22 protein-coding genes are annotated in these 23,409 nt (G+C 44.3%); 20 read left to right on the top strand and 2 right to left on the bottom strand.

Going from position 1 to position 23,409, the window contains the following annotated elements:
• Positions 1 to 28 precede the first annotated feature (28 nt).
• The 11 genes from QUB10_RS06670 to QUB10_RS06620 all read left to right on the top strand — a co-directional run bounded on the left by QUB10_RS06670 (position 29) and on the right by QUB10_RS06620 (position 6,999).
• Positions 29 to 295 (top strand): hypothetical protein, encoded by a 267-nt coding sequence (locus QUB10_RS06670; RefSeq protein ID WP_333200647.1) that lies wholly within the window; start codon positions 29 to 31, stop codon positions 293 to 295.
• Positions 296 to 356: 61 nt separating this feature from the next.
• On the top strand, positions 357 to 1,058 hold the full coding sequence (locus QUB10_RS06665; protein WP_333200645.1) for a hypothetical protein: 702 nt from the start codon (positions 357 to 359) through the stop codon (positions 1,056 to 1,058).
• 28 nt (positions 1,059 to 1,086) lie between these two features.
• Entirely contained in the window at positions 1,087 to 1,284 is a 198-nt protein-coding gene (locus QUB10_RS06660; protein ID WP_015211755.1) for a hypothetical protein, read from the top strand.
• A 2-nt stretch (positions 1,285 to 1,286) separates the two neighbouring features.
• The gene (locus QUB10_RS06655) at positions 1,287 to 1,535 is read left to right on the top strand and encodes a hypothetical protein (RefSeq protein ID WP_015211754.1); all 249 of its coding nucleotides are present in this window, start codon (positions 1,287 to 1,289) and stop codon (positions 1,533 to 1,535) included.
• Between the two features lies 1 nt (position 1,536).
• On the top strand, positions 1,537 to 2,349 hold the full coding sequence (locus tag QUB10_RS06650) for a hypothetical protein (protein ID WP_333200643.1): 813 nt from the start codon (positions 1,537 to 1,539) through the stop codon (positions 2,347 to 2,349).
• Complete coding sequence (locus tag QUB10_RS06645; protein WP_333200641.1) at positions 2,322 to 3,029, top strand: hypothetical protein; 708 nt, start codon at positions 2,322 to 2,324, stop codon at positions 3,027 to 3,029. Before QUB10_RS06650 ends, QUB10_RS06645 begins: the two co-directional genes overlap by 28 nt.
• Complete coding sequence (locus tag QUB10_RS06640; RefSeq protein WP_333200640.1) at positions 3,022 to 3,753, top strand: hypothetical protein; 732 nt, start codon at positions 3,022 to 3,024, stop codon at positions 3,751 to 3,753. Before QUB10_RS06645 ends, QUB10_RS06640 begins: the two co-directional genes overlap by 8 nt.
• A gap of 22 nt (positions 3,754 to 3,775) precedes the next feature.
• On the top strand, positions 3,776 to 4,615 hold the full coding sequence (locus QUB10_RS06635; RefSeq protein ID WP_333200637.1) for a ThiF family adenylyltransferase: 840 nt from the start codon (positions 3,776 to 3,778) through the stop codon (positions 4,613 to 4,615).
• Positions 4,616 to 4,808: 193 nt separating this feature from the next.
• On the top strand, positions 4,809 to 5,651 hold the full coding sequence (locus QUB10_RS06630; protein ID WP_333200635.1) for a hypothetical protein: 843 nt from the start codon (positions 4,809 to 4,811) through the stop codon (positions 5,649 to 5,651).
• 55 nt (positions 5,652 to 5,706) lie between these two features.
• Complete coding sequence (locus tag QUB10_RS06625) at positions 5,707 to 6,591, top strand: hypothetical protein (protein ID WP_333200633.1); 885 nt, start codon at positions 5,707 to 5,709, stop codon at positions 6,589 to 6,591.
• Between the two features lie 129 nt (positions 6,592 to 6,720).
• Positions 6,721 to 6,999, top strand: coding sequence for a hypothetical protein (locus tag QUB10_RS06620; protein WP_333200631.1), 279 nt, complete (start codon positions 6,721 to 6,723; stop codon positions 6,997 to 6,999).
• 132 nt (positions 7,000 to 7,131) lie between these two features.
• Here the strand turns inward: QUB10_RS06620 and QUB10_RS06615 are convergent, their stop codons facing one another.
• Together QUB10_RS06615 and QUB10_RS06610 are read right to left on the bottom strand one after the other, a co-directional pair.
• On the bottom strand, positions 7,132 to 8,454 hold the full coding sequence (locus QUB10_RS06615; RefSeq protein ID WP_333200629.1) for a deoxyguanosinetriphosphate triphosphohydrolase: 1,323 nt from the start codon (positions 8,452 to 8,454) through the stop codon (positions 7,132 to 7,134).
• A gap of 173 nt (positions 8,455 to 8,627) precedes the next feature.
• Positions 8,628 to 8,858 carry a hypothetical protein gene (locus tag QUB10_RS06610; RefSeq protein WP_333132173.1) on the bottom strand — a complete coding sequence of 77 codons (231 nt, stop codon included), beginning with the start codon at positions 8,856 to 8,858 and terminating at the stop codon, positions 8,628 to 8,630.
• A 145-nt stretch (positions 8,859 to 9,003) separates the two neighbouring features.
• Here QUB10_RS06610 and QUB10_RS06605 point away from each other — a divergent pair, with 145 nt between their 5' ends.
• The 9 genes from QUB10_RS06605 to QUB10_RS06565 all read left to right on the top strand — a co-directional run bounded on the left by QUB10_RS06605 (position 9,004) and on the right by QUB10_RS06565 (position 23,383).
• Positions 9,004 to 12,879, top strand: a complete 3,876-nt coding sequence (locus QUB10_RS06605) for a hypothetical protein (RefSeq protein WP_333200628.1) — start codon at positions 9,004 to 9,006, stop codon at positions 12,877 to 12,879.
• Positions 12,880 to 13,198: 319 nt separating this feature from the next.
• Positions 13,199 to 13,615, top strand: a complete 417-nt coding sequence (locus QUB10_RS06600; RefSeq protein ID WP_015211743.1) for a XisH family protein — start codon at positions 13,199 to 13,201, stop codon at positions 13,613 to 13,615.
• Positions 13,603 to 13,932, top strand: coding sequence for a XisI protein (locus tag QUB10_RS06595; RefSeq protein ID WP_015211742.1), 330 nt, complete (start codon positions 13,603 to 13,605; stop codon positions 13,930 to 13,932). The genes QUB10_RS06600 and QUB10_RS06595 overlap by 13 nt, the downstream gene beginning before the upstream one ends.
• 800 nt (positions 13,933 to 14,732) lie before the next feature.
• Positions 14,733 to 14,990, top strand: a complete 258-nt coding sequence (locus QUB10_RS06590; protein ID WP_333200624.1) for a hypothetical protein — start codon at positions 14,733 to 14,735, stop codon at positions 14,988 to 14,990.
• A 474-nt stretch (positions 14,991 to 15,464) separates the two neighbouring features.
• Positions 15,465 to 15,887, top strand: coding sequence for a plasmid mobilization protein (locus QUB10_RS06585; protein WP_333200622.1), 423 nt, complete (start codon positions 15,465 to 15,467; stop codon positions 15,885 to 15,887).
• Positions 15,888 to 15,997: 110 nt separating this feature from the next.
• Positions 15,998 to 18,364 (top strand): hypothetical protein, encoded by a 2,367-nt coding sequence (locus QUB10_RS06580; RefSeq protein ID WP_333200620.1) that lies wholly within the window; start codon positions 15,998 to 16,000, stop codon positions 18,362 to 18,364.
• Between the two features lie 21 nt (positions 18,365 to 18,385).
• Positions 18,386 to 19,102, top strand: a complete 717-nt coding sequence (locus tag QUB10_RS06575; protein ID WP_333200618.1) for a hypothetical protein — start codon at positions 18,386 to 18,388, stop codon at positions 19,100 to 19,102.
• A gap of 16 nt (positions 19,103 to 19,118) precedes the next feature.
• Positions 19,119 to 22,370 carry a hypothetical protein gene (locus tag QUB10_RS06570; RefSeq protein ID WP_333200616.1) on the top strand — a complete coding sequence of 1,084 codons (3,252 nt, stop codon included), beginning with the start codon at positions 19,119 to 19,121 and terminating at the stop codon, positions 22,368 to 22,370.
• A gap of 5 nt (positions 22,371 to 22,375) precedes the next feature.
• Positions 22,376 to 23,383, top strand: coding sequence for a hypothetical protein (locus QUB10_RS06565; RefSeq protein WP_333200614.1), 1,008 nt, complete (start codon positions 22,376 to 22,378; stop codon positions 23,381 to 23,383).
• Positions 23,384 to 23,409 lie beyond the last annotated feature (26 nt).

Genomic DNA, 23,409 nt, shown 5'->3' with positions numbered 1-23,409 from the left:
TTTGAACTAATTTAGGAGAACTTAATCCATGAATAAAAAAAACAACCATTCCTTTGATATTTCAACATTTGACACAATTATCTACCGAATTCATCGAGGAAAACTTGCCATCTTAATTGAGGATGGAGACAATCGCCTCGATATATCGTTTCCCATAAAAGATGGGCGATTATTCGTCCTCCTTGGTTCTATAAGAGCCGCTGTAGCTGAAGCAATGACCGATTACTTGGAAGTAGAAGCCTACGGAGATGAGCCGCTACTATTATTAAGTGGATCTTTGAATAAGTTTAATTAATACCAATAAGGGGGCTAACGCCCATAAGTAGTATGACAAGCTATTAAATAGCATAGCAAAAATGAAATGGTTGACACCAGAAGAGGCAGTCGCGGCTGCTAATTTATCGGTAACGAGCGAAGAGTTAATTGAGTATACAATTCAAGGCGAAGATGAAGAAACAATAGAGGAAAAATTCCAAAAGATTGGACTGCTATTTGACCGCGATCGCTGGCAAGCCAAAAAACATTATCTAGGTCTCCTCTCGCCAGCTAAAGTTAAAAAACCAGTCGCTACTGAATCATCAACCTCTGCAAGCGCTTCAGAATCAATAGATGATGATAATTGGGCAGAGGAAGATGAAGAAAATACTGTCTCTGAAACTGAAGAATCCCACAATTTACAATCCGAACATCAAGAAGAACCTTATATCTTAGAGAAATGTACCGTCGAACTGCACCTGACATTTAAACCAGATGACGGCCATCCAGACGGACGAATTGTAATTATTTCCGCAAGTAGTCACAGAGACTTTCCAGTTAGCGAAAAGATAAGAGAGTCATCATTGGGAGAATTACCGCCACCTCTCAAAGAACTGCTGAAGGAACTTGTAGCAGATTTTCCCAATTGCCAAGTGCGGCGACAGATTGCTAATGCTCGCAACCAAAAGAAAAGAAGCGCTAACCCAAATAAACCTGGAAGCGAAGCGAGTAGCACCACTACGTCTACAACTTCTACAGAGTCTAAAACTACTGGAACGCAACTGACCTTATTTGGGATTTGAACAACATACCTACTTTTGGGATAAGAAAATGACTTCAAAAAAGAAAGTGCTAATTTCCTTCGAGGGACAACAGCATCCTGTTGATGAGGAAATAGCAAATGATGATAACGAACTCCGCAAATTGCTCACAACTTATTACCCAGATTGCGCCAACGCCGACATCATTAGAAAACCTGGAGAATTGATTACAGTAGCCAAACGCAACGGCTCTAAAGGAGTAAAATAACCATGAAAATGACTCCTTTAGAATTCCTCATCAATGCACCAGAGGAAGTCAATCCAGCACTATCTATGTGCCGGAAACTACAACGGTTAGAGCTTTCTGGCGAACTCGATAGCGCGACTATGAAAGAAATGGTAAAAGCTATTGAGTTAGCTATTTCAAAAGGGACAGACGACGTGAGAGCAGTTGAGCAAACCAAGGAACGACTGTTAAATAGTCGCTCTGTAGCTGGTGCAGTTCCAATGGGGTTTTAATATGGCTGCAATTTGGAATGCTAAATCCGCTCTGCAAATATTACAGCAGTGCCAACCAATCATCGACTTTAAATCAGCAACCGATTATTTGTTAGATAAACTGAACACGTATCAGCTACTCAGTCTTTATCAACAATTGTTTCCTTTGGAATGGGAAAAAAGCCAATCGGAGCTCTACTCGGAAGATGAAAATCACAGTCCGAAGGAATTGGAGTTTATTTCGCTAGTTAACGAACATTTATTTCCGATTGACGACATAATTTTAGAGGGCGCTTATGAAGAGCGCCTCTATCAAATTCCTGTCTCGCCTAAAGGAATAGATTGGCAAGACCATGAAGAAGGAATTGACGCATTGCGAAGTGGATGGCAGATATTACTGCCGCTTTCGCAGTCAGGTCGGTGGTGGTTGGAATCGGTAGCAGGCGATGAAGGAAAATCGTGGTACGAATGCACGTTTGGATACAGGTTGAAAGACATTGCACATCCCGAAAAAACTAACCTCAAACTTCTCAAGAGATTAGCCCGTCGCGTTGCACCTCCTATTAGCAATTTGCCTACAGCCTTAGCACTTCTTGACTTAGAAACAGGAAATATTTGGCTAGACCAAAGTGTTTGCTGTGAAAGTTACTGGAATCATAATTTTGAATCAAGACCCTGGACAATTGAAGACATTAAATTCCTAGCAAGTGAATGGAAAAAAGCTAGTCATCTACTAGATAAAGCCTGCGAATTGATTGACTGGATTGAATCTGAGCCTAACACCAATTTCTCACACCTCTTAGCATTATGGAATCTGACATTGCATCTGAAATAATTCGAGAGGTACTGGAGGTAGCCCCCCGAAAATTGTCCACTATTCAAGCCGAACTTCTCTTTATTGAGGGCGGTACTTACATTTTTCACTATCAATCGGGGGGCAGTTCCAAGTACAAATGCCTGTCTCCAGCAACTCTGCGAGCAGCTTTTGCCAATACACCCATTGATTCGGGTTGGATAAACCCTGAATCGGGGATAGTACGTTGGGGAACTGGCAGCGCCGGGGAATGGACAATCAAATTCGTGCTACCTCAGAAACACGAAATAAATTTGTTGGAATCAAAGCACTTAGTTTCTTTACCAGCATTGGTATTCTTGGGGTTGAAATCTGATTACTGGGTTTGGGCAATTAAAGGCTCTAAATTTGACCCGGAAGCAGATGCTTTTCACGTTCCGCTGCCCAACGTCTATTTGCATTCCTATCAACCCTGTGGACGCATCTGCTGGGGAGATAATAAACCGCCTGTAGCTTCGCCCAATACTATTAAAAAAGCTTGGGAATTGTTCATCTCTAGTCCCTTCAATGGACATTTGAGTGACGGCAAATCTAGGGCGCAACCCAGTGACGTGCGCTTGCAGCTCGAAAAAGCAGTTAAACGTTCATCTTACCCAGTTAAAGATTTAGTCAGCACGAACCAAACAATTGCCAAATTAGTTTCAGCAATAACTGATGATTGAACTACCTAAACTGAATCACTACAACTTAGAAATTGTCGAGTATAAGATTGTCAAACTCGGAGACAATCTGCCGTTTCACTCTAGCAGTATGTTCGAGTATCTGATTGGCAGCAATGGCATCTTTGTTAGAGCGGTTAGACTGGGGTTAGAAGTGATAATTCCGGTGGAAATTTTTACCGCGTCAATCAGAGGATTAGAACCGATTGAGCCTTTAGTCCGATTAACTCCCGGACGAATCCCTCAGCAGATACTCATCCAAATGTGGAAAGAAAGTTGTATCGCCGCGCTTGCAGAACCACCGTTAGAAATCACTTTCCACATTCATCAGGAACAAGGACAATGGCGGCTCGTAATTCCAGAGCAAACGCAAAGTTCTGCTAAATGTAGAGCAATTGAATACGGTTTAGATTCTTCGTACATTAACGCCACTGTAGAGGTACATTCGCACAATCGGATGGCAGCTTTCTTCTCAGGTGCAGATGATGCAGATGAAGGGGGCTTCCGCATTTTCGTAGTTTTAGGGAGAGTGACTGAATCGAGCGCTGAAATTATTTGCCGCGTGGGAGTTTATCGGCAATTCTGGCACGTTCCGGCTGACTGGATATTTGAATTGCCGAGTTTCATTGCAGATGTCACCGTTGGCGGGAAAAAAGACGATTTGATTTCTAAATTCTACTCTAGTTCTGTTGCACCATCTTTGTTAGATGATCCTATCGAATTGTAAACAAGATTTGGAGATTTACCCCATGTTTAATTATGATTATTTGGAAGCTTCGCCTTTGATTGTCAGACAAGCTGATTCGATTGATTTTTGGCTAATTGGGGCGGGAGGAACGGGTTCTTGGCTGTCTTACCATATTGCACGGCTAGCACGGAGTTTGGGTAAGTCGGGGAAAAAGGTGCAATTTGCGATCGCAGATCCAGATCGAGTTGAAGAAGCCAACATCAGCAGGCAAGCTTTCTGCGATAAGGAAATCGGACTGCCCAAGGCGCAGGCTCTAGCGTTGAGATACTCTATCGCTTGGGGAGTGGACACGACGGCTTTCGTGCAGGAATTTGACCCCAAGCTAATCCGCTACGCCTACGACAAGTTGACCATCCTGGTGGGGTGCGTGGATACAGCAGCCGGGAGAGCGGCAATTAATCAGGCTCTGGAGTTAAACCAATTTTACAGCCGTTCTGAAATTCCCCGCGTGTGGTACCTGGATTGCGGAAATCATGCAGCAGCCGGACAAATCTTGCTGGGCAGTTCTTTGGAAACTGACCCAGACTTCTATAATTTTGGGGGGCTCGGATGTGCTAGGCTGCCATCTCCGGTGCTCCTGGCTCCTGACCTTTTGAAACCGAAACCTGAAGAGTTGACAAATAATCTATCTTGTGCGGAGATGGCAGTGCTGAATGTGCAGAGCGAGAGCGTGAATGTTCGAGTGGCGGCTGAGGCGGCAGATTATTTGTACCGGATGGCTGCGGGCAATCTCAAGCGGTTTGCGACCTATTTTGATTTGGAGAGTGGGACGGCGCGATCCATTTATATCACCCAGCAGTCCGTATCTACGATGTTGAAATCTTTTCACTTGGAAGCATAATTTTCTACTGTCTACTATTCTTAGGAAGTCCAACCTAGAAACAACCGTGAGACAACCCTTAAGTAAGACCCATTCAGCGTGTCGCTCTCTAATCCAGAAAGCAGTGCGTCGTGGCGATCTTTCTCTCACCAGAAAAGTAGCCTCTCATCTACGCGAGATAGGGGACGGTAATTGGTTGGCAAGACGTACAGCAGTGATTACCTTTGAAGAATGCTGGCCGCTTGGTGCAAAGTTGGATTTAAGCACTGAGTTTACAAACACAGTCAATTCCTTAATTCGTGCTGCACAATCGGTGAAAGTGAAAGATGCGACTGGCCTTGGTACACTAGCATACACTCTTTCCACAGGGGATGATTCGGTACTCTCTGGTTCTCCGGAAGATCGTGACATCAAGATAGTGTCCGAAGCCATCAAAAGGCCCAACGATTTCTGGGACTGGGTAACTGCAAACTGTTCCCAGGAACGCCAGCGTAGCCTTGTTGAAGTGGCGCAAAAAGCTCACCGTCGAGGGGGGTGGCCCTGGGACAGAGCCTTTATGCAAGCCGCTGCTTATCTCGCTCTTACAGAAGACGTACCTACCGTCGCTACTGCCAAACAACAATCCAAGGAATTTCCCTTTTGGGTGGCGCTAGATAAACATACACCGCAGGGCAAACAGGCTCTTCGTCACGCAGCAAAAAGGATTGGAGTTCCAAGTAACCAGCTTTTTTGGGTAAGCTTTTACTTTGAAAGTGCGCTCACTAATGAAGCTACTGATTCATTTTGGTGGTCAAAAGAAGTTCATTGGCGACTCCATCAAGTCGGGTTAGATTTTGAGCAAGCTAGTTTTATATGGGATAAAGCAAAACCAGTTGTTTCTGAAATACTGAAAGCTGAAGCAGAGCATTTGCGGAAGCATATAGAACCTGCGGCACCAGTTCAATTGAGCCTGTTCGACCCGACTTGCTTTGTGTTGGAAAATGAACAACTTATTTTTTCCGAAGAAACACCAAAGACAGAGCCTAATCCTTTGCAGAAGCCTAAAAATAGCTTATAGTACGTTCAATTAAAGCTTTTTGAATAAAATTTGTAGATTTTGGGAGGAAAGTATTATGTTCCAAGGTGAGGAGCTCCAGAAATTAGTCGAGCTTTTGAAGGAGAGGGATGCATACCTCTATCATGCCTGCCAATTGTTGGACTTTCAATCTTACCTCAACGTGGGGGGCATCCCCTCACGATCGCACTTAGAAAGCAACAGACAGCTTTATACTGGATTTGAGACGGATGAGAAAGATCGTAGCAGGCAAGTCTGGGACAAGGTTTTTGGTAATTTAGAGGACTTTGGTAGAACGTTTGCCTCTGGTAAACCAGCAGTCCCCAACCCTTTTGGCCCAATTTTGTTCCAAATCAAACCAGAGGCACTTTACGAAGCCACAGATGTGGCTATTTGTCTGCGCTCGGCAGGCAGACCGGGCTTTAACAGGGAGAATGAAGCTCTTAGTTCTATCCAAGACGTAGACCGTTTATTTCTATACCCCATCGAACATTCAAAAAGTTACTTTGTAAAACACCCAACGCAGCTACAAGAAGAATTCACCCCAACGGCATCAAAGGCATCTGCTCCAGAAATCAGTTGCACTGTAGTGTCTGGTCTATTCCCGTTGCATTATGTGAATTATGTTCGTGTCGAACCTTACATTATTCAGAGACAGCCCTTGCAAGCCAAAGTAAAGGAAATAATATCTAACAAGGGCGCTAAATTTAAAGTTTTTGAGCGCGATCTCGATCGCTGTCCACCTTATACAAACGAACTTTTAGAAATTATTAAAAGCGACTTGCCCTCTCTTCAAAATTTATCTCAAAATCCCAGGGTAAGTTTGGAATTGAGAGATTGGTCTATAAAACTCATGGAGAAAAACCTAGAGTATCAGTTTAATCGATTTGCTAAATATTTATATCATGGTACAATTTTGCCTATTCTCAAAGGGCAACTATAACATTCCTATTATAACAAGGATGTACCTTCTGAGACCAAAACGGCAGCTATTGAGGTTTTTTTTAATGTTTTGAACAGTGGTGAATCCTTGTCTTATACCAAATATCGCCTTATTCATAACCTAATTCATTTGAAACTAGACCCGAATACTCCAGAGTTTCGGGTCATTCATCATCTAGATGATACCATAAAAGAAGAATTAAGAACAATTTTATTTTATTTACTAAAGCAACCAACATTTGAGTTGAATATTGTAGCTTTATATGCGTTCAGAGTTTTAGGTGATTCAAGCAAAGATATAGAAAAATACGCGCATCAGCACATACCTAAACCTATAGGTTCTCCAATTCTTACTGTGCTAGATTATCTGCAAGAATTAGAGCCTATGCTCACTTGGCAAAAGACATAAACAGAAAGAAGTAAAGATTCTGAATGATACAGCAGAAGAGGAGACTGATTATGATCGATAGGAAACAGACGAATTTTATTAATTCATCAAAGTGACTCTCCACAGATAGTAGCTTTCATCAGTCTGGATAAATCATCTTAATGAGATGCCTTTAAGTTGCTGAAATAAAGTGGTGGCGTAGGAATCTGTCATCCCAGAGATATAATCTGTAATTTTGAGAATTTTGCGATAGGAGCTTTCACTCTCAGCAGGGCAAAATTCTTTTGGTAGCATTAGCTTGACCAGTTTACCTTTCTTGGTACTATAAAGAGTGGAGTTAACAAACTCCGTAAATAAGTGACCGAGAACTTCATAGCCAGCTACTTGAATGCCAATGACTTCTGAATGGTTAAAAACCTTATTTCTAGTTTTACTTTGGATACAATTAAGAGTTTCAGCGTAAGAAGTCAGTGAGATAAGGTCTCCGTCAAAGATGCCTGCTAGTAATTCTTGCTCGCGCTCAAGAAATATTGTAGCAACTTCCTGAACGAGGTTGTTAATAGCAATAGCACGCAAAAACTTAATTTGTTCTTCTTTAGTATTTGCTTTTTGTTCTATGTCGGGGCGTTTAGCAATCTCATTGAGTAATTTTTTGGCTTTTTTAAAAGAAATGTATCCCATACGATAGCCATCTTCTAAATCCACAATATGATAGCAGATATCATCCGCAGCTTCGACTAAAAAGGCAAGGGGATGCCGTGACCACCACGCCACGTCTGGACTACGGCGAATGAGTCCAACTGTATCCGCAACAGTAGCAAATAATTCTTTTTCTGCTTGGAAAAATCCATGTTTTTTCGCACTTTTTCCTGAATAATCGTTAAGAATATCTGTTGAAATTAACGATTCTCTGGGGTATTTGGTAAAAGTGGCTAACGTGGGACAGGTTAGCTGCATTCCCCCAGTTCTAGCTTGCATTCCTAATCGGGTAAGGATACGGAATCCTTGAGCATTCCCTTCAAAGAGATCTAGGTCGGCTTTTTCTTGCTTTCTTAATGTTAATTTTTCTTTGACTGTTTCGTACCAGGATGCAAAACCGCTGCGGATAGCATCTTCTCCGGCATGACCAAAAGGTGGATTGCCGATGTCATGGGCAAGGCAGGCGGCAGCAACGATATCTCCAAAATCGGAAGCGGTAAATTCGTCGAGTTTATGCCTTTCTTTAATTTTATATCCTACTATTGTGCCGAGGGAACGACCAACACAGGAGACTTCTAAACTATGGATTAGGCGAGTGCGGATGTAATCATTCTTAGCTAAAGAGAAAACCTGAGTTTTGTCCTTAAGGCGGCGGAAGGGAGAGGAGAATACCAATCGGTCGTAGTCTCTTTGAAAAGAGGTACGAGCATCTTCAGGTTTTTCTGGTTTATCCTTACCTAGTCTTTGCTTTGTCAGGAGTTTATTCCACTGCATCATTGATTTTATTTGTGGGGCGATGAAAAATTTTTACAAGCTTAGTGCCATGATACCGTCACTGTTGAATTATCTTGCGAGGGTAATGGTAAAACCTAAGACACTTCAATAAAGGGCGGCTACCGCCGCCCCATCGAACCAAACACCCCATGCCTCTGCTATGTGTCCCCCTACGCCTAGACCCTATCGATATATGTAGGGTCAGCCTGAATTCGCTCGTCGAAGTCCATATTCTCCCATTCTTCAATAACCCTCCCCGGTCTGTCCATCAAATCCGCAGGAGCACTGCTGGGACGCACGAATGGGTATTTATCCTCATCTTCAGGAGCGATCGCCAATTCCACCAGCTCAGTATCTTCATCTTCAAACAGAGCCGGATTAACAATTGTATCAACCTTTAGTTCCATTTCAATCACCTCAAAAACACTTCCAACGGTCAACACTTGACCGAGTTTCAACCTGTTAAGGCTTAGATAGACTTTTCTTACCTGCCTTACCAACTGTTTCAACAATTCCTATTATAACACCTCGATTCTAGGGAGAAATCAACTCATGGTCGCCACAGTTGTTACCGAACAAGGACTCAAGATTCCCGTTTTTGATGCCGCTTACACTGATGCCAAAGGTCGAAATGTAGGAAAATTCTTCAACAACCCAGAAATCCTGCGGCACTCGATTTTGCAAGCAATATTTGAACCAGAGGAACTGAAGACATTAATGATTGTCAAACTTGACAAATCCAATCCAGATCCTAGCCAATTACGCGCCAGCATCCATGACCCAGAAGACGGCATCAAGCGACGCATGATATTTCAATCTGGAAACAGCTATTATTTTGGTGACGAAACCCTAGCCAAAAAGATAGGAGACTTATTCGTAACCGAAAAAGACACCGCCTGTCGCTACGGTTCCCTTCTAGTCAGCACTTGTATGTCCGGCGTATCAGAATGCGACAACCTGCGAGTAAAAATTGTTGATTTTACCGACCCGCAATATGCTAAATATCGAACCGGAGACTGTCACGGTGCCATCAGTTCCGAATTACTCAAAAGCATCGGCGGCGAGAAAAATCGAGCCAGCCAATTCCGTTTCGCTTGGCTACGCAGTTGGAATTCAGAAAATACAGAATCCTCACCCCAAGTCAGCTTTTTGGCTAAAGGAACCCTCCGTCCCGATGACAATTTACTCGAGTCCGACGCCGACTCAGAAGGGAACAAACCTCAACTTATTTTAGACCGTTCCAGCATCAAAGGCATCAATAAAAAACAACTCAAAGAACTCATTCCTTGTGGCGATTACGAATTACCAAAAGCCATCCTTGGAAACCGCAAAAACAGTCAAATCGGCATCACCCAAACAAGCTGGCAGTCTACTGGAGTTTGGTTCGACGAAGAAGCCCAAAGGCAAGACTTAGTACCAACAACTAAAGCTGAAGCCCAAAGACTGGCAGCACTGCAACGCGACCCCATGAAATTGCGCCAAGCGATGATTGAAGATTACGACAAGCGCGAAGCATTTTTAGCGCGTTTGAATGAAAGAAAACTCAAACAACAACAGGAAAAACTCTCAACTACAATTAACGACGAAATTAACGGTGACAGCGAGGAAAATACCGAGGATAAAAAGCGGGAAAGACAGGACATCCAGATGCTCAAAGCCGATAAATTCGGACTGATGATAGGCAGTCCCGAATTCACCAATATGGCAGAAAGGTGGCTGGCATCCAAATGGCGAAATCTGGCAACCAGGGGAGCTTTATCAATGACTTCTGCAATGGCTCTACCCTGCGAAGATTTACCCAAAGGCAGGGTTTGCGCTAACCATTTAGAAGAAGGAGAATGCGTTCAAGGTCGATTCCCAATTCTCAACAAAGATGGTCTGAGGATATATCAAAATGTACACGCAAAAACCCTGGAAAATATTTCAGAGGAAACCCGCGGTGTCATGGCGAAAATCAAAGGGGTAATTTGGTTCAATCCCAAAGACTTAGAAAAGTTCCATCAAGGAGACTTTGACGGTGACGAACCGTTTGGCATCGAATCTCGAAAAATCCCTCAAATTGCCCAACAAATCTTACCAGCACAAGACGGATTATTTGACTTCGGAGAAGTGGTACAAGCGGAGAAAGTTCCCTATACTAAAGCTCGGTATCGAGAAGACGACCCCGAAGTCAGAGAAGGTAAAGTTAAAGCAGGTCAACGCAAATTTACCACCCTAGAACAAATTGGAGTTGCCAGCTCTCAAAATGAAGTCGGAATCGTCGCCTTAGCCATTGGCAAAGTAGCAGCAGCACTCCCCAACCCCGGCGAAGATGAAAAGCTATTTCTCAAGCAGCAAAAGCGATTTATCGCCGCTCTCAGCATCATGGAACAGTACGAAGTTGACTACCAGAAAAACTCGCTGCGGGGTAAAGATGCCAAAGAAGTGAAAGAGAAAACAAATCTAAATCCCGACACTTTACTAGAAAAAGTAGATGAATGGTGCGAGAAACACAAAAGCTGCACTTACTTTTTCCAGTACAAAGGAGACGATCGACTGTACAAACAATTTCCCATGCCTGCTGACTTCCCCAATCCTGTTTACGTCCTAGCTAAAGAAGCCGTTAACCCTTATTGGGAACAGACCCGGCTCATCCACCGCAACCGAGATGAATTTCAGCACATTCTTCCCCCCATCCCGGCTCATTTAATCGTGTCGAAAGCCAATCGCCAGCAACTAGAGGCAGCAGGCATTGAGTATGAAAAAGAAGGGAAGGAATTGCACGTTTCCTATGAGTACAAAAATGCCTTACTAGAGAGAGGAATCGAGTACCGACACAGCAAAGAAAATGACCTGCATTGGGAAGAAAACGAATTACAATGGGCGAAAGACCTGGTGCAGCGCTTTCAAGAGGACAAAAGCATTATCTACGATCGCACTGGCAGCGATATCAAAGCTCGAAAAGAGGAAATGGGGAAACTTTATGACAGTTATCGAGCCGAGATCGACGAAATTTGGGATACTCCTGAAAGAAAAACCAGGGCTGCTCATGCCTTATTCCAAGCTACCCACACTTCCGATAACCTGAGCAAACACCGGACAATTTGCCAGAAGGTAGCAGAGGATTTGGAAATTACCTTTTCCCTACAAGAAGACTACGAATTGCTCCACGAAGCCTTACCGCGAGATGTCTACGTCCTGCAAGTTCCTTTCCAGAAAATGAAAACTAAAGACGGCAGAACCATTGACCTTCCTAACCAATGGAAAGACGCACTCGATAGCAAAGGGATTGCATACGAAGCCACTGCTCATCCCGAATTGCCGTTAGTTGAATTCGCCTTCAAAAACTTACCCCAGAGCATGGTGGCGAAACTAGATGCCAAATATGGAGATAATTCCAACGACCATATCGACACCGACTCTTTGAAAGTAACCAACTACTCCGGTAATGAAACCAGACTCCTCATCGTCCCTCCCGTCGATTGTAAATGGATTGAGTCTCAAGATAAAGCAGGTAGAGGCGCACTTGTCTACAAATTATTCATGGATGAAATCTCCGATGCTTTGTCAAATTATCGGGTAAATCAAATAGAAGTAGTCAATGTCAAACATCCCGATAACGATTACTCAGAGGAAGATTTCTCCAAGTCAAAATGGAAGGATCGGAAAGTAACTCTGCAAGTGGGAACGATAGACTTACCTCCCACTCACGAGAAATATTACCGATTTCAAGGCACTCCCATTATCCAGTTGGACGCGAAAAACTTGGGTACATTTTCCCCTGAAAGTCCTAAATTTCCCCCTGGAACCACTTTTGAGGCGACGCTTTCCCCCGACAAAGGCGGCAGGTCAGTTATGCTGAAAGTTGACCGCGAATCGATTCGGTTGCCTGAAACTCAATTGCCATTGATCGATTCACCTGAAGTATCTCAGAGCTCTGAGTTGGCGAAAACTGGGCGTAGAGTGATCGCACAAAATGATAGCACGTCCCAACCCCCAAAACTCCCACAAGAATGGGCTTCAAAACTAGAAACAGCCGTTAATAACGGAAAACGCGACACCACTAACGCTAAAGCTGAAAACTGGCGGCTTTCTCTGCAAGACACCCTCTTGGGCGTCGTCTCGGAAACCTACAAACAGCGGCGGTGCCCACAGACAGCCGTTACGCGATCGCACCTTCCTTCCGATAGTACCCAACACTTCAAGTTTGGCGACAACCAATGGACGGCTTACGTGCAGCCGAACGGGGATTGTTTTGTCAGAAACGAGTCCAAGCGCACCGTGTTTAAAGCCAACGTTCACACCGGGGAGGTTCAAATTCCCCTGACAGAGCAAGCAGCGGCTCGTTTTCAAGAGATGATTGTAGAACGGGAAAAAGATTTGGCCCAGTCCCGAACTACTCTCACGCCTGCGACTGAATCGAAACCGAGGGAGTTGGAAATGGTTTAGTCGAGTGGGGGTGGCTGGGTTTTATATCGTTTCCGGTTGGATGGGAATGATAAAGTCAAGGTCAATAATTCCACATTCCCCCACCGACCACGGACCACGGATCATCATTCCGGTCTAACCGGAATTGATATTAGGGGGCGATCGCCTAGGAGTCAATGGAAAATTTTCCATTGACTTCTGTTGTACGCACAGCTAAAAGTATGTTATGGATTATACTTAAACCACTTTTTACCCTCGTCCTAGACGAACGCTTCGCTTCGCAAATCTCTGTAGTATACTTGTGCTATCCTAACAATTAGCTTGAAAACAAAGTTTCTTAATGTCAGCTAAAGATTTCTTTCACAATACAGTTAAAACATCTCTCGAAAAAGATGGGTGGACAATTACAGACGATCCTCTATTTATTCAAGCTGAGGATATTGATTTTTACATAGACTTAGCAGCAGAGAGAATCCTAGCTGCTGAAAAAACTGGTCAAAAGATAGCAGTAGAGGTAAAATCTTTTCTAGGAGCGTCAGACGTGACTGAGTTTCACATAGCACTTGGTCAATGCCTCAACTACCGTTCAGCCTTGAGATTGACAGAGCCAGAGAGAACTTTGTATTTAGCAATTACAGTTGATATTTACGATGAATTTTTTAGTCGTAAATTTATTCAAAGAGTAATTGCAGAACATCAACTCAAATTGCTTATTTTTAACCCCGAACGAGAGGATATTGTTCTATGGAAGGAATGAATTACCGTGAAGTAGTGCAAACAATTCTTAAAAGTCATGCCAAAAATCGGTCAAATAGCCAGACTGAAGTCCAACTGATATTTGATACGGAACGCGATCGCTATCAAGTTCTTAATATTGGTTGGCAAGATTTAACACGAGTATTTGGCTGTATCATCTACGTGGAGATTAAAGATGGCAAAATTTGGATCGAACGGGATGGTACAGAAATCGGAGTTGCTAACGAATTAGTAGAAGCTGGAGTTCCTAAGCTAGATATAGTTTTAGCGTTTAAAGCTCCCTATAAACGAAAATTTACTGAGTTTGCTGTCAGTTGAAAATGGGAGCGATCGCATTTAGTCATTTTGAGAAATATCCCTCTTTACTCTCCTATTAAACATTTGCCACTGATTCGTCACAGTTTATGTTTGTTCGCTCAGCAATTTTTCTTTCAACTCCTGACATTCTTGGGCTAATGGGATGCCTAATCCTGTAGCAATGGATAAGGCATAATCGCAAGTCTCAATAGCTAGAGGGATGTAGCCTAAATCCGCTGACTCATTTTAGCGATCGCTATCTTAATCCGCTCTGTTGCCTCGCTGGTTCAGGTACTAACCCCACTGATATTACGACAAAGGTCAGGTTCTTCTAAGAAATAGCACCTGCTAACAAAAAGCATGAGTTGCATCCTCCACACAGAGGGTGCAACTTTTTGTGAGAAATAACAGCTCACGATTGTTACTGAAACCCACAAAAAGCTTTATATTTTAACCCTTCTGTTTCCTAATATTTCCTAATATTCCCTAATTTCTCCTACTTCTCCCTAATATTTCCTAAATTTTCCTCCCAATTTCACAAATCTTAATTAAGTTAAATTAAATTTCGCTGCTTTTTAATAGATTTTTTGTACTCCGACACCTCCTCAATCCTCCTAGTTAGTGTGCTAGTCGCATAGCAAGCCATGTCAAATAGACGTTATAGGGGGGTAAAAATGAGTAAATCGCCCAAATCGCCCAATTGTCAGAATTTGTGCAAAAGGCAACGACATATATTCGCTTCAGTACAAGTAGCTGACGAATACCTTTCCTCTGGCTACCGCCAGTAAGCAGGACGATCGCTTACTCTTAAAATTGACCAAATGCCACAAAAACACTACACGCCCACTGAAATGGCGCATCCAACCAATGCTACTGCCCCTGAACCGAATGCGATCGCCCTGCCTGACCATTGGGCGCAACCGGATTTTAACTTTGGGGATGCAGTGACAGACAAGGAAGAATCTTATATCGTCATAGGTTTGGCAATGGACACACACTTGGACATTTGGAAATACTTGTGTCGCACCCCGAACAATACAGAGCGATTCTTCTGGGAATATCAACTCAGACTTGCTTAAACTTCCAGCACGAAATATTAAGACTTTGTTGAGCGACGGCGATCGCAAACCAAAAACCGTCCTCAACAACAAAGTACGATTGGCTGCAAACCATACTCAACAATGATGCACTTTGCCAACTTTCAAACAACAACATAGTCAAAGGCTACAAGCAATCCAATCCGCAGTATTCACCCTCCCATCAGCCATCTGGATGATAGAAACTGCTCTGGTAACTTCTCACTAATGCGACTTGTGACCGAACAAAACATAAACCGAAAGAAACAGCCTCATCTCCAACAGAATTGCTGAAAATTGAATCAATAAAAGCAATGGATGAATTACGGCGCAAACCTTACCATCAAGGTTCAGGAAATTGTAGCGAGCATCGGTTGCTCAGGATTAAGTTAACTTGATGCCAACAACCGCTCTGACCTAATCCCTTGCTGTTTAACTTGGCCTTAATAAACCATTAGTTAGCCCTAGAAAATTGATGTGCTTACAACTGCAAGTTTCCCCACAAACAAACTTTCCAAACCTAACGGAAAGACTGAAGTAGTCCGAGTGCGCCTAACCACCTTTGAAAAGGCAGATTTAGTGAAGCGTGCCGCAGAAGCAGGTGAAAAAAACCTGTCTGACTACTTGCGCAAACGCGCTTTTAGCCCTAACCGCACAGTCCCCGCTATCAATGAAGGAACTTGTGTCCAACTGCGAAAAATGAGCGCGCACATTTGCCAAATGACCAAAGGTGTAGAGACAGCAGTAAAAGCAGGGCAGTTACCCAAACAAAGTCTAGAAGTTCTGCAAAAATTCAGCAGAATGCTAGGCGAATATCACCAAGAACTAAGAGGGAAAGTCAGGAGAGAACTTTTGAGCGAAACCTGCGAACAAATACCCCCGCTTGTGGATTACCAATAAAGCGATCGCTCAACTAGCTAATAGTCCTGTTTGACAATCTCAAGCGCTGCTGAAAGTTCAAGCTCAAACCTAATGATAACCTCAATTTTCCTCGTAGGAGGTGAGAAAGAATGGCGGCAAAACTCTCAACTAAGCCCAACTCCAAAAGACAATTTTCTGCCCCAAAGCGTACTTGGTCTGTCCTAACAGCCACAGATCCCAAACACGTCAAAAAACTGGAACACATTCAGGAAACCCTCGATGCTGCAATAGAAACAATCCAAGAAGAAGGTGGCATTGAGGACTGGGAAGATTTCAAAAACTTCGTTGAATCCTTCAACAAACGACCCGACAGAATCAATGATTCTGGCAATCAGAAAGCTAGTGTCAGCATGGATTTAGTTACTGAAGGAAAAGGAGGCGAGGTATCTGGCTTTGTTTTCTATTTAACTAAAGACCCCAGCCAGAGAACCAGCGGTGTCTATTTAGTTAAAAATTTGAAACAGGCTGGCGTTGAAACGAAAGACAATAACAATTACTATACTCCATCCCAAATTATGGACTTAATCGGGCTGGATGCCAGTGATGAATTAGAGGAGGACGGCATTTCCGAAGAATTTGATGAGGAACTAGATGATGAATTGGAAGATGACTTAAGCGATTTAGAACTAGATGATGAATTGGGAGATGACTTAAGCGATTTAGAAGAAGATGCAGACTTTCCCAGCCACCATACGCAAACTCGCAAGTCATCGCAGTCCAAACGCCAGCTAGGAAAGTCAGTAGCTTCTCAAAAAAATGCCAGCAAAACGCAAAAAAAGGAGGAAGAAGATAATATTGAAGAACTACTTTCTGATGATGAAGATACTCCTATCTCCAATGGTGTATTGGGCAAGATAGCTAAAAATCGCCGCGTTCTAACTCAGAATGATAACGGACAAATCAAGCAAAAACTTGCTGAACACCCCGACGCAAAATATCCCTTCCTCGACACCCTTGAAACTGTTCTAAAAGAAACCGATCGTCAAGGTGCAAGTGTCGCTTCTATGGGAAGCGAAATTAACGGCTTAACCGTAAGTGGCTTAACCGTCCAAACTGTCTCTTTAATGGGTCTACTTGGAGCCAAGAGTATTGGAGATCTAATTGATTACATTGAACGAGCGAGGGAAAAGGAACAGGCAGAAAAACTCGAAAAAATTCTCGAACAAATTGACTCATTAAACGATCGCGCCGACCGAGTTGCGACTCGTGCTAAACACGCTGATGTCATTTCCGGCATAGAGGCGATAGATACACGCACTGAAAAACTTGCTGAACGGGCTAAGCAGGTATTAGAACCGCCTGCTGCAACTGAACCAGAGGAATTGGAAACGAGCCAGCCTCAGAGAAGCGATCGCGACATTGAAGCCAAGGTCACCGAGGGAGTTAAAATCAACAATCCCGAAACCAAGGCAGCTCAAATTGGCGAAAAGATTGGCGATCTAGAGAGCAAGCTCAACCCAAACTCCCAGAAATCTAAGCCTCTACAGCTCGATAAAGATACCAGCATCAGCGAACAGCTAGACCAAATTCAAGACTATTTAGGCCACCTCTCAAAGAGGTTGGATCGCCTTGAAAGTATCGTTGACAAACTGGAACATAAAATGACCGTTCAGATGCCTGTTGAATCAGAATTTAATCCTAATTCACAAGTGCCAGAAACTCGTCAAAAAGTTCAGCCCACAGTTACTGCACCTAACAGTATCGACAAGGAGGAAAGCGAAGCAGAGGATCTTCTTAGCAAAATGGTAGCTCAAACAAAAGCACAGCAGCAGCGAGAAGCTGTAGCAGATTGCTTGGTCAATTATGCTTTCGCTACGGGGCAGTCTCCCCAATCGGGTATTGCTTTTGATGGTGGCGGCAGCTTGAATGTAACTGCTGAAAACAACGAAGTTAAAGTTGTCGTAAAAGGCAGCGATAATACCGAAATTTTTTCGGGAACCAAGAATGGCGAGCGCTGGAAATTTGAGCCGAATCAAGACAAACTAACTCCCGAAGAAAGAGAAGCCATTTTCAAATTGCCTCAGTCAGAAGAAGAATACAACAAGCTAGCAACTGCCCAGGCTTTAGTTGAAAAGTTTCAGGACACCTTCCCCAAACGCTTTAGCGGGGAAAAAGATCCAGTGTTTCCTTGGAAAGAATCGCGTCGCGAAGACGGCACGACCGGGGCAGTCAAATACGAATTTGAAATCCTGGATCTGCCGGACGGGTCAAAACAACTGATAGGAACTGACCCCCGCCAAGGTGACACACAAGTGTTCGATGCCGTTCTGGTCAAAGGAAAGCCGCCAGACGTTCGACAGTGCCACATTGCTGTTGAAGAAATGGAGGCTGTAGTCGGCTCCCCAGAGCCACAAAAAACTCAATTTAGAGATTCTCAAGCATCTAAAAACTACAACTATACCTCGCCAGGACGCAAAGAACAGTCGCGAGAAGACCGCAACGAATTGCAAGCTTAAACCACTTTGAGGAAAAATTCAATGCAAAACGATTACTTGAACAACAACTACCGCTCTCATAACGATCGCGCAAGGGTTACTAACCTAGGCATTACCCACAAGCGCCGCAGGCATTTTAGCACATTCATGCGTAAATTCAAGCTCAATAACGCCGATTTAGCCTTCATTGCAATTTGCCTAATTGCAGCCATTTATCTAACTCTTGTCCAGCCCTTATTTGTCAGCGTATTTAGCTGTGCATCTCTGGTGTTCTTCGGACTATGGCAAATTACCCGCAGCGTTCCCATCCTCGAAAAACTGCTGGGCAGCAAAATTCGCTTCTGGCATTTAGCTGTCGCTGTCATAACAATAACAATGTTCCTGAATAACTTTCAGACCCCAGCACAAGCCATTTTTCTAAGCGGTCTCCAAGCGTTTATGACCAATCTAGCAAGCGAAGCTGGAGCAGCAGGAGGAGGAACAGCCATTGACGAATCAACGATCGTTTTAATTTTCAATGCCATTCGAGGCGTATTTCTCTTGCTAGTAGCCGCCGCAGCTTTATTCGCTTACAACCAAGCGCAACAAGGCAATGATTGGCGTCCAATTGTCACCCAAATTGCCCTCGCCTTCGGCATTGTGATTGCCATAGACGTAATAACGTTCTTGTTCGTCGGCGACGGCAGCGGTACTACAGCCGGCTTGGTTCCCAACCTTCCTCCGCTGGGAGTGATTACAAGTTTGACCTTTTGGAACTAAGAAAAAGGAGTCACCAATGGCTTTGCGAGATCCCGAAAAAGACTTTATCAGAGTCAATAAAATCCTGGGCAAACAAGCAAGTATCGGGTTTATTCCAGCCAATCAAATTCTACCTTGGTGCTTCTTGACCGCCATTGCATACATCTTAACGATGGGTCTATTTAGCCTGGGACTGGGTTGGTTCTTCACTGTCTCGCTTTGGCTGATTGTAAGCTGGTGGCTCCTAACAGGAAATCAACCCCACCTTTTTACTGACAAGTTCCGCAAGCCCCCCGGAGATGAGTGGTGCAACGGCGACAGCTTCTATATTTCTCCCATCTCTTCCCTGCGCCCTCCTAGCATCCAAGGCAAGCCTTACGATTCGCAAATGCGAGTCAAATTGAAGCCCAAAATTGTACCCAATCAATATGGTGGAAGGAGCAAATTTATGCCTTTCCAAAATGAAATTAACCTCTGCTGTTTGGTGGAAATTGAAAAAGATGGCAGGCAAGTGTCTGGGATGCTCCTCAATAACGGGACTAACTACCAACTGGTATTTGGATTCCGCCTCCGAGGGCTTCACAACCTACTGTTTAGGAACGAAGTGTCGGCATTTGCAGCTTCTCTTGAAGAAGGAATGAAAGACATCCCACCCAGTGAAAAAATCACTTTCTGCACCGGCTGTTACAGCAGTGATGCTGCGAGGCAAAAAGAGTTAGAGCAATTGGCTGACACCGCTGAACTCCAACCCGTATCTGTACTGCTCCGAAATGAACAGTACCGCCTCCGCCAACAAACTCATCAAGGTACCAGGCAGGTATGGGAGCAAATTGCTTTCTGTACTTGGACGGCCGATAACGAAGGCGAAACCATCTCCAGGGATTTCATTGGCAAAGCCATTGATGGGGTCAAAAAATTGTGCGATTCGATTGTGGAAACCATTGCGGGCAACACGCGAATTTACAGAGAGCAATTTTACACGAAACTGCTACTCAACTCTTTTGAACAAGGATTCCTCCGCTGGGAAATTCTCCTGAATACCAAAATGGGACTCGAAATTAGTCCCATGAATTCATCTGAACTTTGGGAGTGGCTGTGGCAGCGATTTAACAGCAGTAAACCACCGCAAATCCCTCAAGTTGTTAAACTTGAAGAAACGCTTTCTGGCTATCAGCTCAGTGAAATTAAGACGACTGAAAAACACATTTCTACAGTTTTGATTGAAGGAACGAATGGCGTATCCTCCTGCCCCGAACACCGCAAGAGCAACAACCGCGTCTATCTGACGGGAAAGGGAAAAGAATGCGCTGTTCTGACAATGTATGACGCGCCCGCAGGCTGGATTAATACCCGCCAGCAATTGAAATGGATTTGGGAGGTGATGTCCTCAAGCTACGTCCGCGATACAGAAGCTATTGTAGAAATTAGCGCCGGAAATTCCCTTGTAATTAATGATAACTTGGCCCGACAAGCGAAAGGAGCAAAAGCCGCTAGCAGCAGAGCTATAACTAAAGGGCAAGGGCGCGATATTGGCGCTGAAATTAAACAGGAGGAATCTTTCGACGCCCAGCGCCGGCTTTACCAAGGAGCCGTACCCCTCAATGCAGCCGTTGCCTTTTTAGTGTACAGAAACACTGCGGAAGAATTAAGCCAAGCCTGTAACGTACTCTCTAATAGTTTTGGAACTGCGAAAGTCATCCGCGAACGGAACGTTGCCTGGGATATTTGGCTGCAATGCCTGCCCATTACTTGGAAATGGTTGCTGCATAGCGGTTCATTTTTGAGCGAACGCCGCCTCACCCTCGACACTGAAACTGCTGCTGGAATTCTGCCACTAACAGTTCCCCGCGATTTGGATAAAAAAGGAGTTGAATTTATTACCCATCGAGGCGGAAAGCCAATTTTTATTGACTTGTTCTACAGCCAAATTAGCCGCGCTTTAATTACTGGCTCCTCTGGTTCAGGCAAGAGCGTTTTGGGGTGGCGTTTTACCGCTGAAGCTCTGGCGAATAATATCCCTGTTGTCGGGATGGACATCAGCAGCGGGGGTAACAGTACCTTCAAAACCGCGATCGAACTTTTGGGCGACCAAGGCGCATATTACGACATCAGTCAAGGATCTAGCAATTTAGTAGAACCGCCAGACCTCCGCAAGTTCGACAAAGCTGAAAGAGAGCGGCGGATGGAATCTTGGAAAGAATTTATCCGCAAAGCTCTGGTGGCGATCGCAATGGGCAAAATTCACCATCCCCACCTAGCCCAGCGGGTAGATTCAATTATCCTGCGAATGCTCGATATGTACCTTAGAGATCCAGAAATCATCGCTCGCTACAACAAGGCATTTGAAAGAGGGTGGCAATCTCCCGAATGGCAGCAAATGCCAACTCTCCAAGATTTGCTGAGGTTTTGCAGCAAAGAAAGGCTCAACCTCAAATCGTTTGAAGAACTGGATAGGCTAGCCATCAATCAAATCCTCAGCCAAGGAAATGCTTTGCTAACATCCCGCTTGGGAAAAGCGATCGGTCAGCCCAGCACGTTTTCGCCGGAACCTGCTGTTAAGTTCTTTGCCCTATCGGGACTGTCTAACGAACAAGATGCCTATTTAATGGCAATTAACGCCCATGCTGCTTGCATCCGCAACGCTCTTTCTCACCCCAAAAGCTTATTTATTGGAGACGAATTGAGCGTCCTACTCAAAAAAGATGGTTTTGCATCAGTTGTCGGCGAACTCTGCGCCACTGGCAGAAAAGATGGCATAGCTGTCTTGCTATTGAGCCAAGATTTTGATGCTATCTGCGAATGTTCCGCAGGAGCACAAATTCTGCAAAATATGGTCTACCGAATTACCGGAAGAATAACCAATTCTGGGGTGGCAGCCGCTCACAAATATTTGGGGTACGACCCGCAAATTATCAGTTCAAATGCAACGGAATCTTTTTTGCCAAGGGCTGCTGACCTCTACTCGTGCTGGCTGATTGAGAAAGGAGGAAGATTTTGGCGAGCGCGATTCTACCCCGGAGAGATGATGTTGGCATCAGTTGCTAACAATCAAAATGAAAAAGAAGCCCGAGATCGCATCATGGCTCAATATCCTCCTACCCTCAAAGGGCAGCTTCAAGGGCTAAAGCATTTCACCCAAGAATACATTGCAGCAGTGAAAGAAGGAAAAGGCTTCGACCACATTGGTCAAAATTTAGAAATTACTACCATAGCTGCCAAGGCTCAACAAAAAATGGCATCCGACTTTCACAGCAACAATTCTCAATTTTTTGCAAAAATACCAAAATAACTCCCATGAAATACCGACTTCAATTGATGCAGCAACCTGCTACAAAACTCGCAGCAGTTTCCCTATTAGCCAGCTTGGAATTAATCGTTCAAGTCAAACCAAGTTTAGCTCAAGCAACTCCTCCTTTCGTGCCCGGTACACAAGGAGTCGCGGTGAAAGCTCCAGCACCAACCGCTTTCGTACCCGGTACACAAGAAGCGGCTGTGAAATCTCCAACCCCAAACGCTTTCATCCCAAGTACACAAGAATCGGCTGTGAGATATCCAGCCCCAACTGCGGGAAGTTTCTTAGCTCCCATTGAAGATGTTTTCAAACAAGTCAACGATTTTATCGGCGACATCCAAGGTTTCGTGCAAAACGAGCTATTTGGCTCTTTAAACGAACTCCTTTCCTCTTCTCTCGGAGCTATCCAAATTCCTGATTTGAGCCAAGTCAGCAGCCAAATTATTAAAGCTCCAACATCCCAGACAGAAGGAACGAAACTATCAGATTTACTCGAAACTAAGTCGAGCAAATTAGACGGCAAAGGTTCATATACCATCATGTCTGACTTAGACGCTCAAGCTCAGCGCAGCGCCGCTATCGGCATAGCTGACGGAGCAACCCTCAGCAAAGAAGCTCAAAACAACAGCTTCCAAGTATTAGAAGCAACTCGACAAGATACCGAACAAAACGTCCAATTGGGCGAAGAATCGCAGAGCCTCGACGTTACTCAACAAATTCTCCAAAACCTCTCGCAGCAGACCGCATTGGGCGCACAAGTCCAGATGCGAAATTTACAGGAAGCTCAGCAAGCTCGCACAGATCGGGCTATTAATAACGTGCTGCTGTCGCAAGCTGCTAAGGAAATATCCGCGCTCAACACGGGCGATCGCCGAGGCAGCACTGCGTCTGGAAACCAAGCCAGCTATCAGGCGGGAATGCTGATGCTCCCCGGCGGCGGCTACTTGGGAAAACCGAGTGGCAGCAGCACAACCCCGATTTCAACTAACAGGTTCGCCGCTCCCGATTAATGCTCCGAGCAGTTAAATTGAACTCG

Origin of the sequence: Microcoleus sp. B5-D4 (assembly GCF_036705145.1) — a bacterium.
Classification (GTDB): domain Bacteria; phylum Cyanobacteriota; class Cyanobacteriia; order Cyanobacteriales; family Microcoleaceae; genus Microcoleus.
Note: the sequence above shows the minus strand (reverse complement) of the source record. Positions and strands in the feature narration are given on the sequence as shown.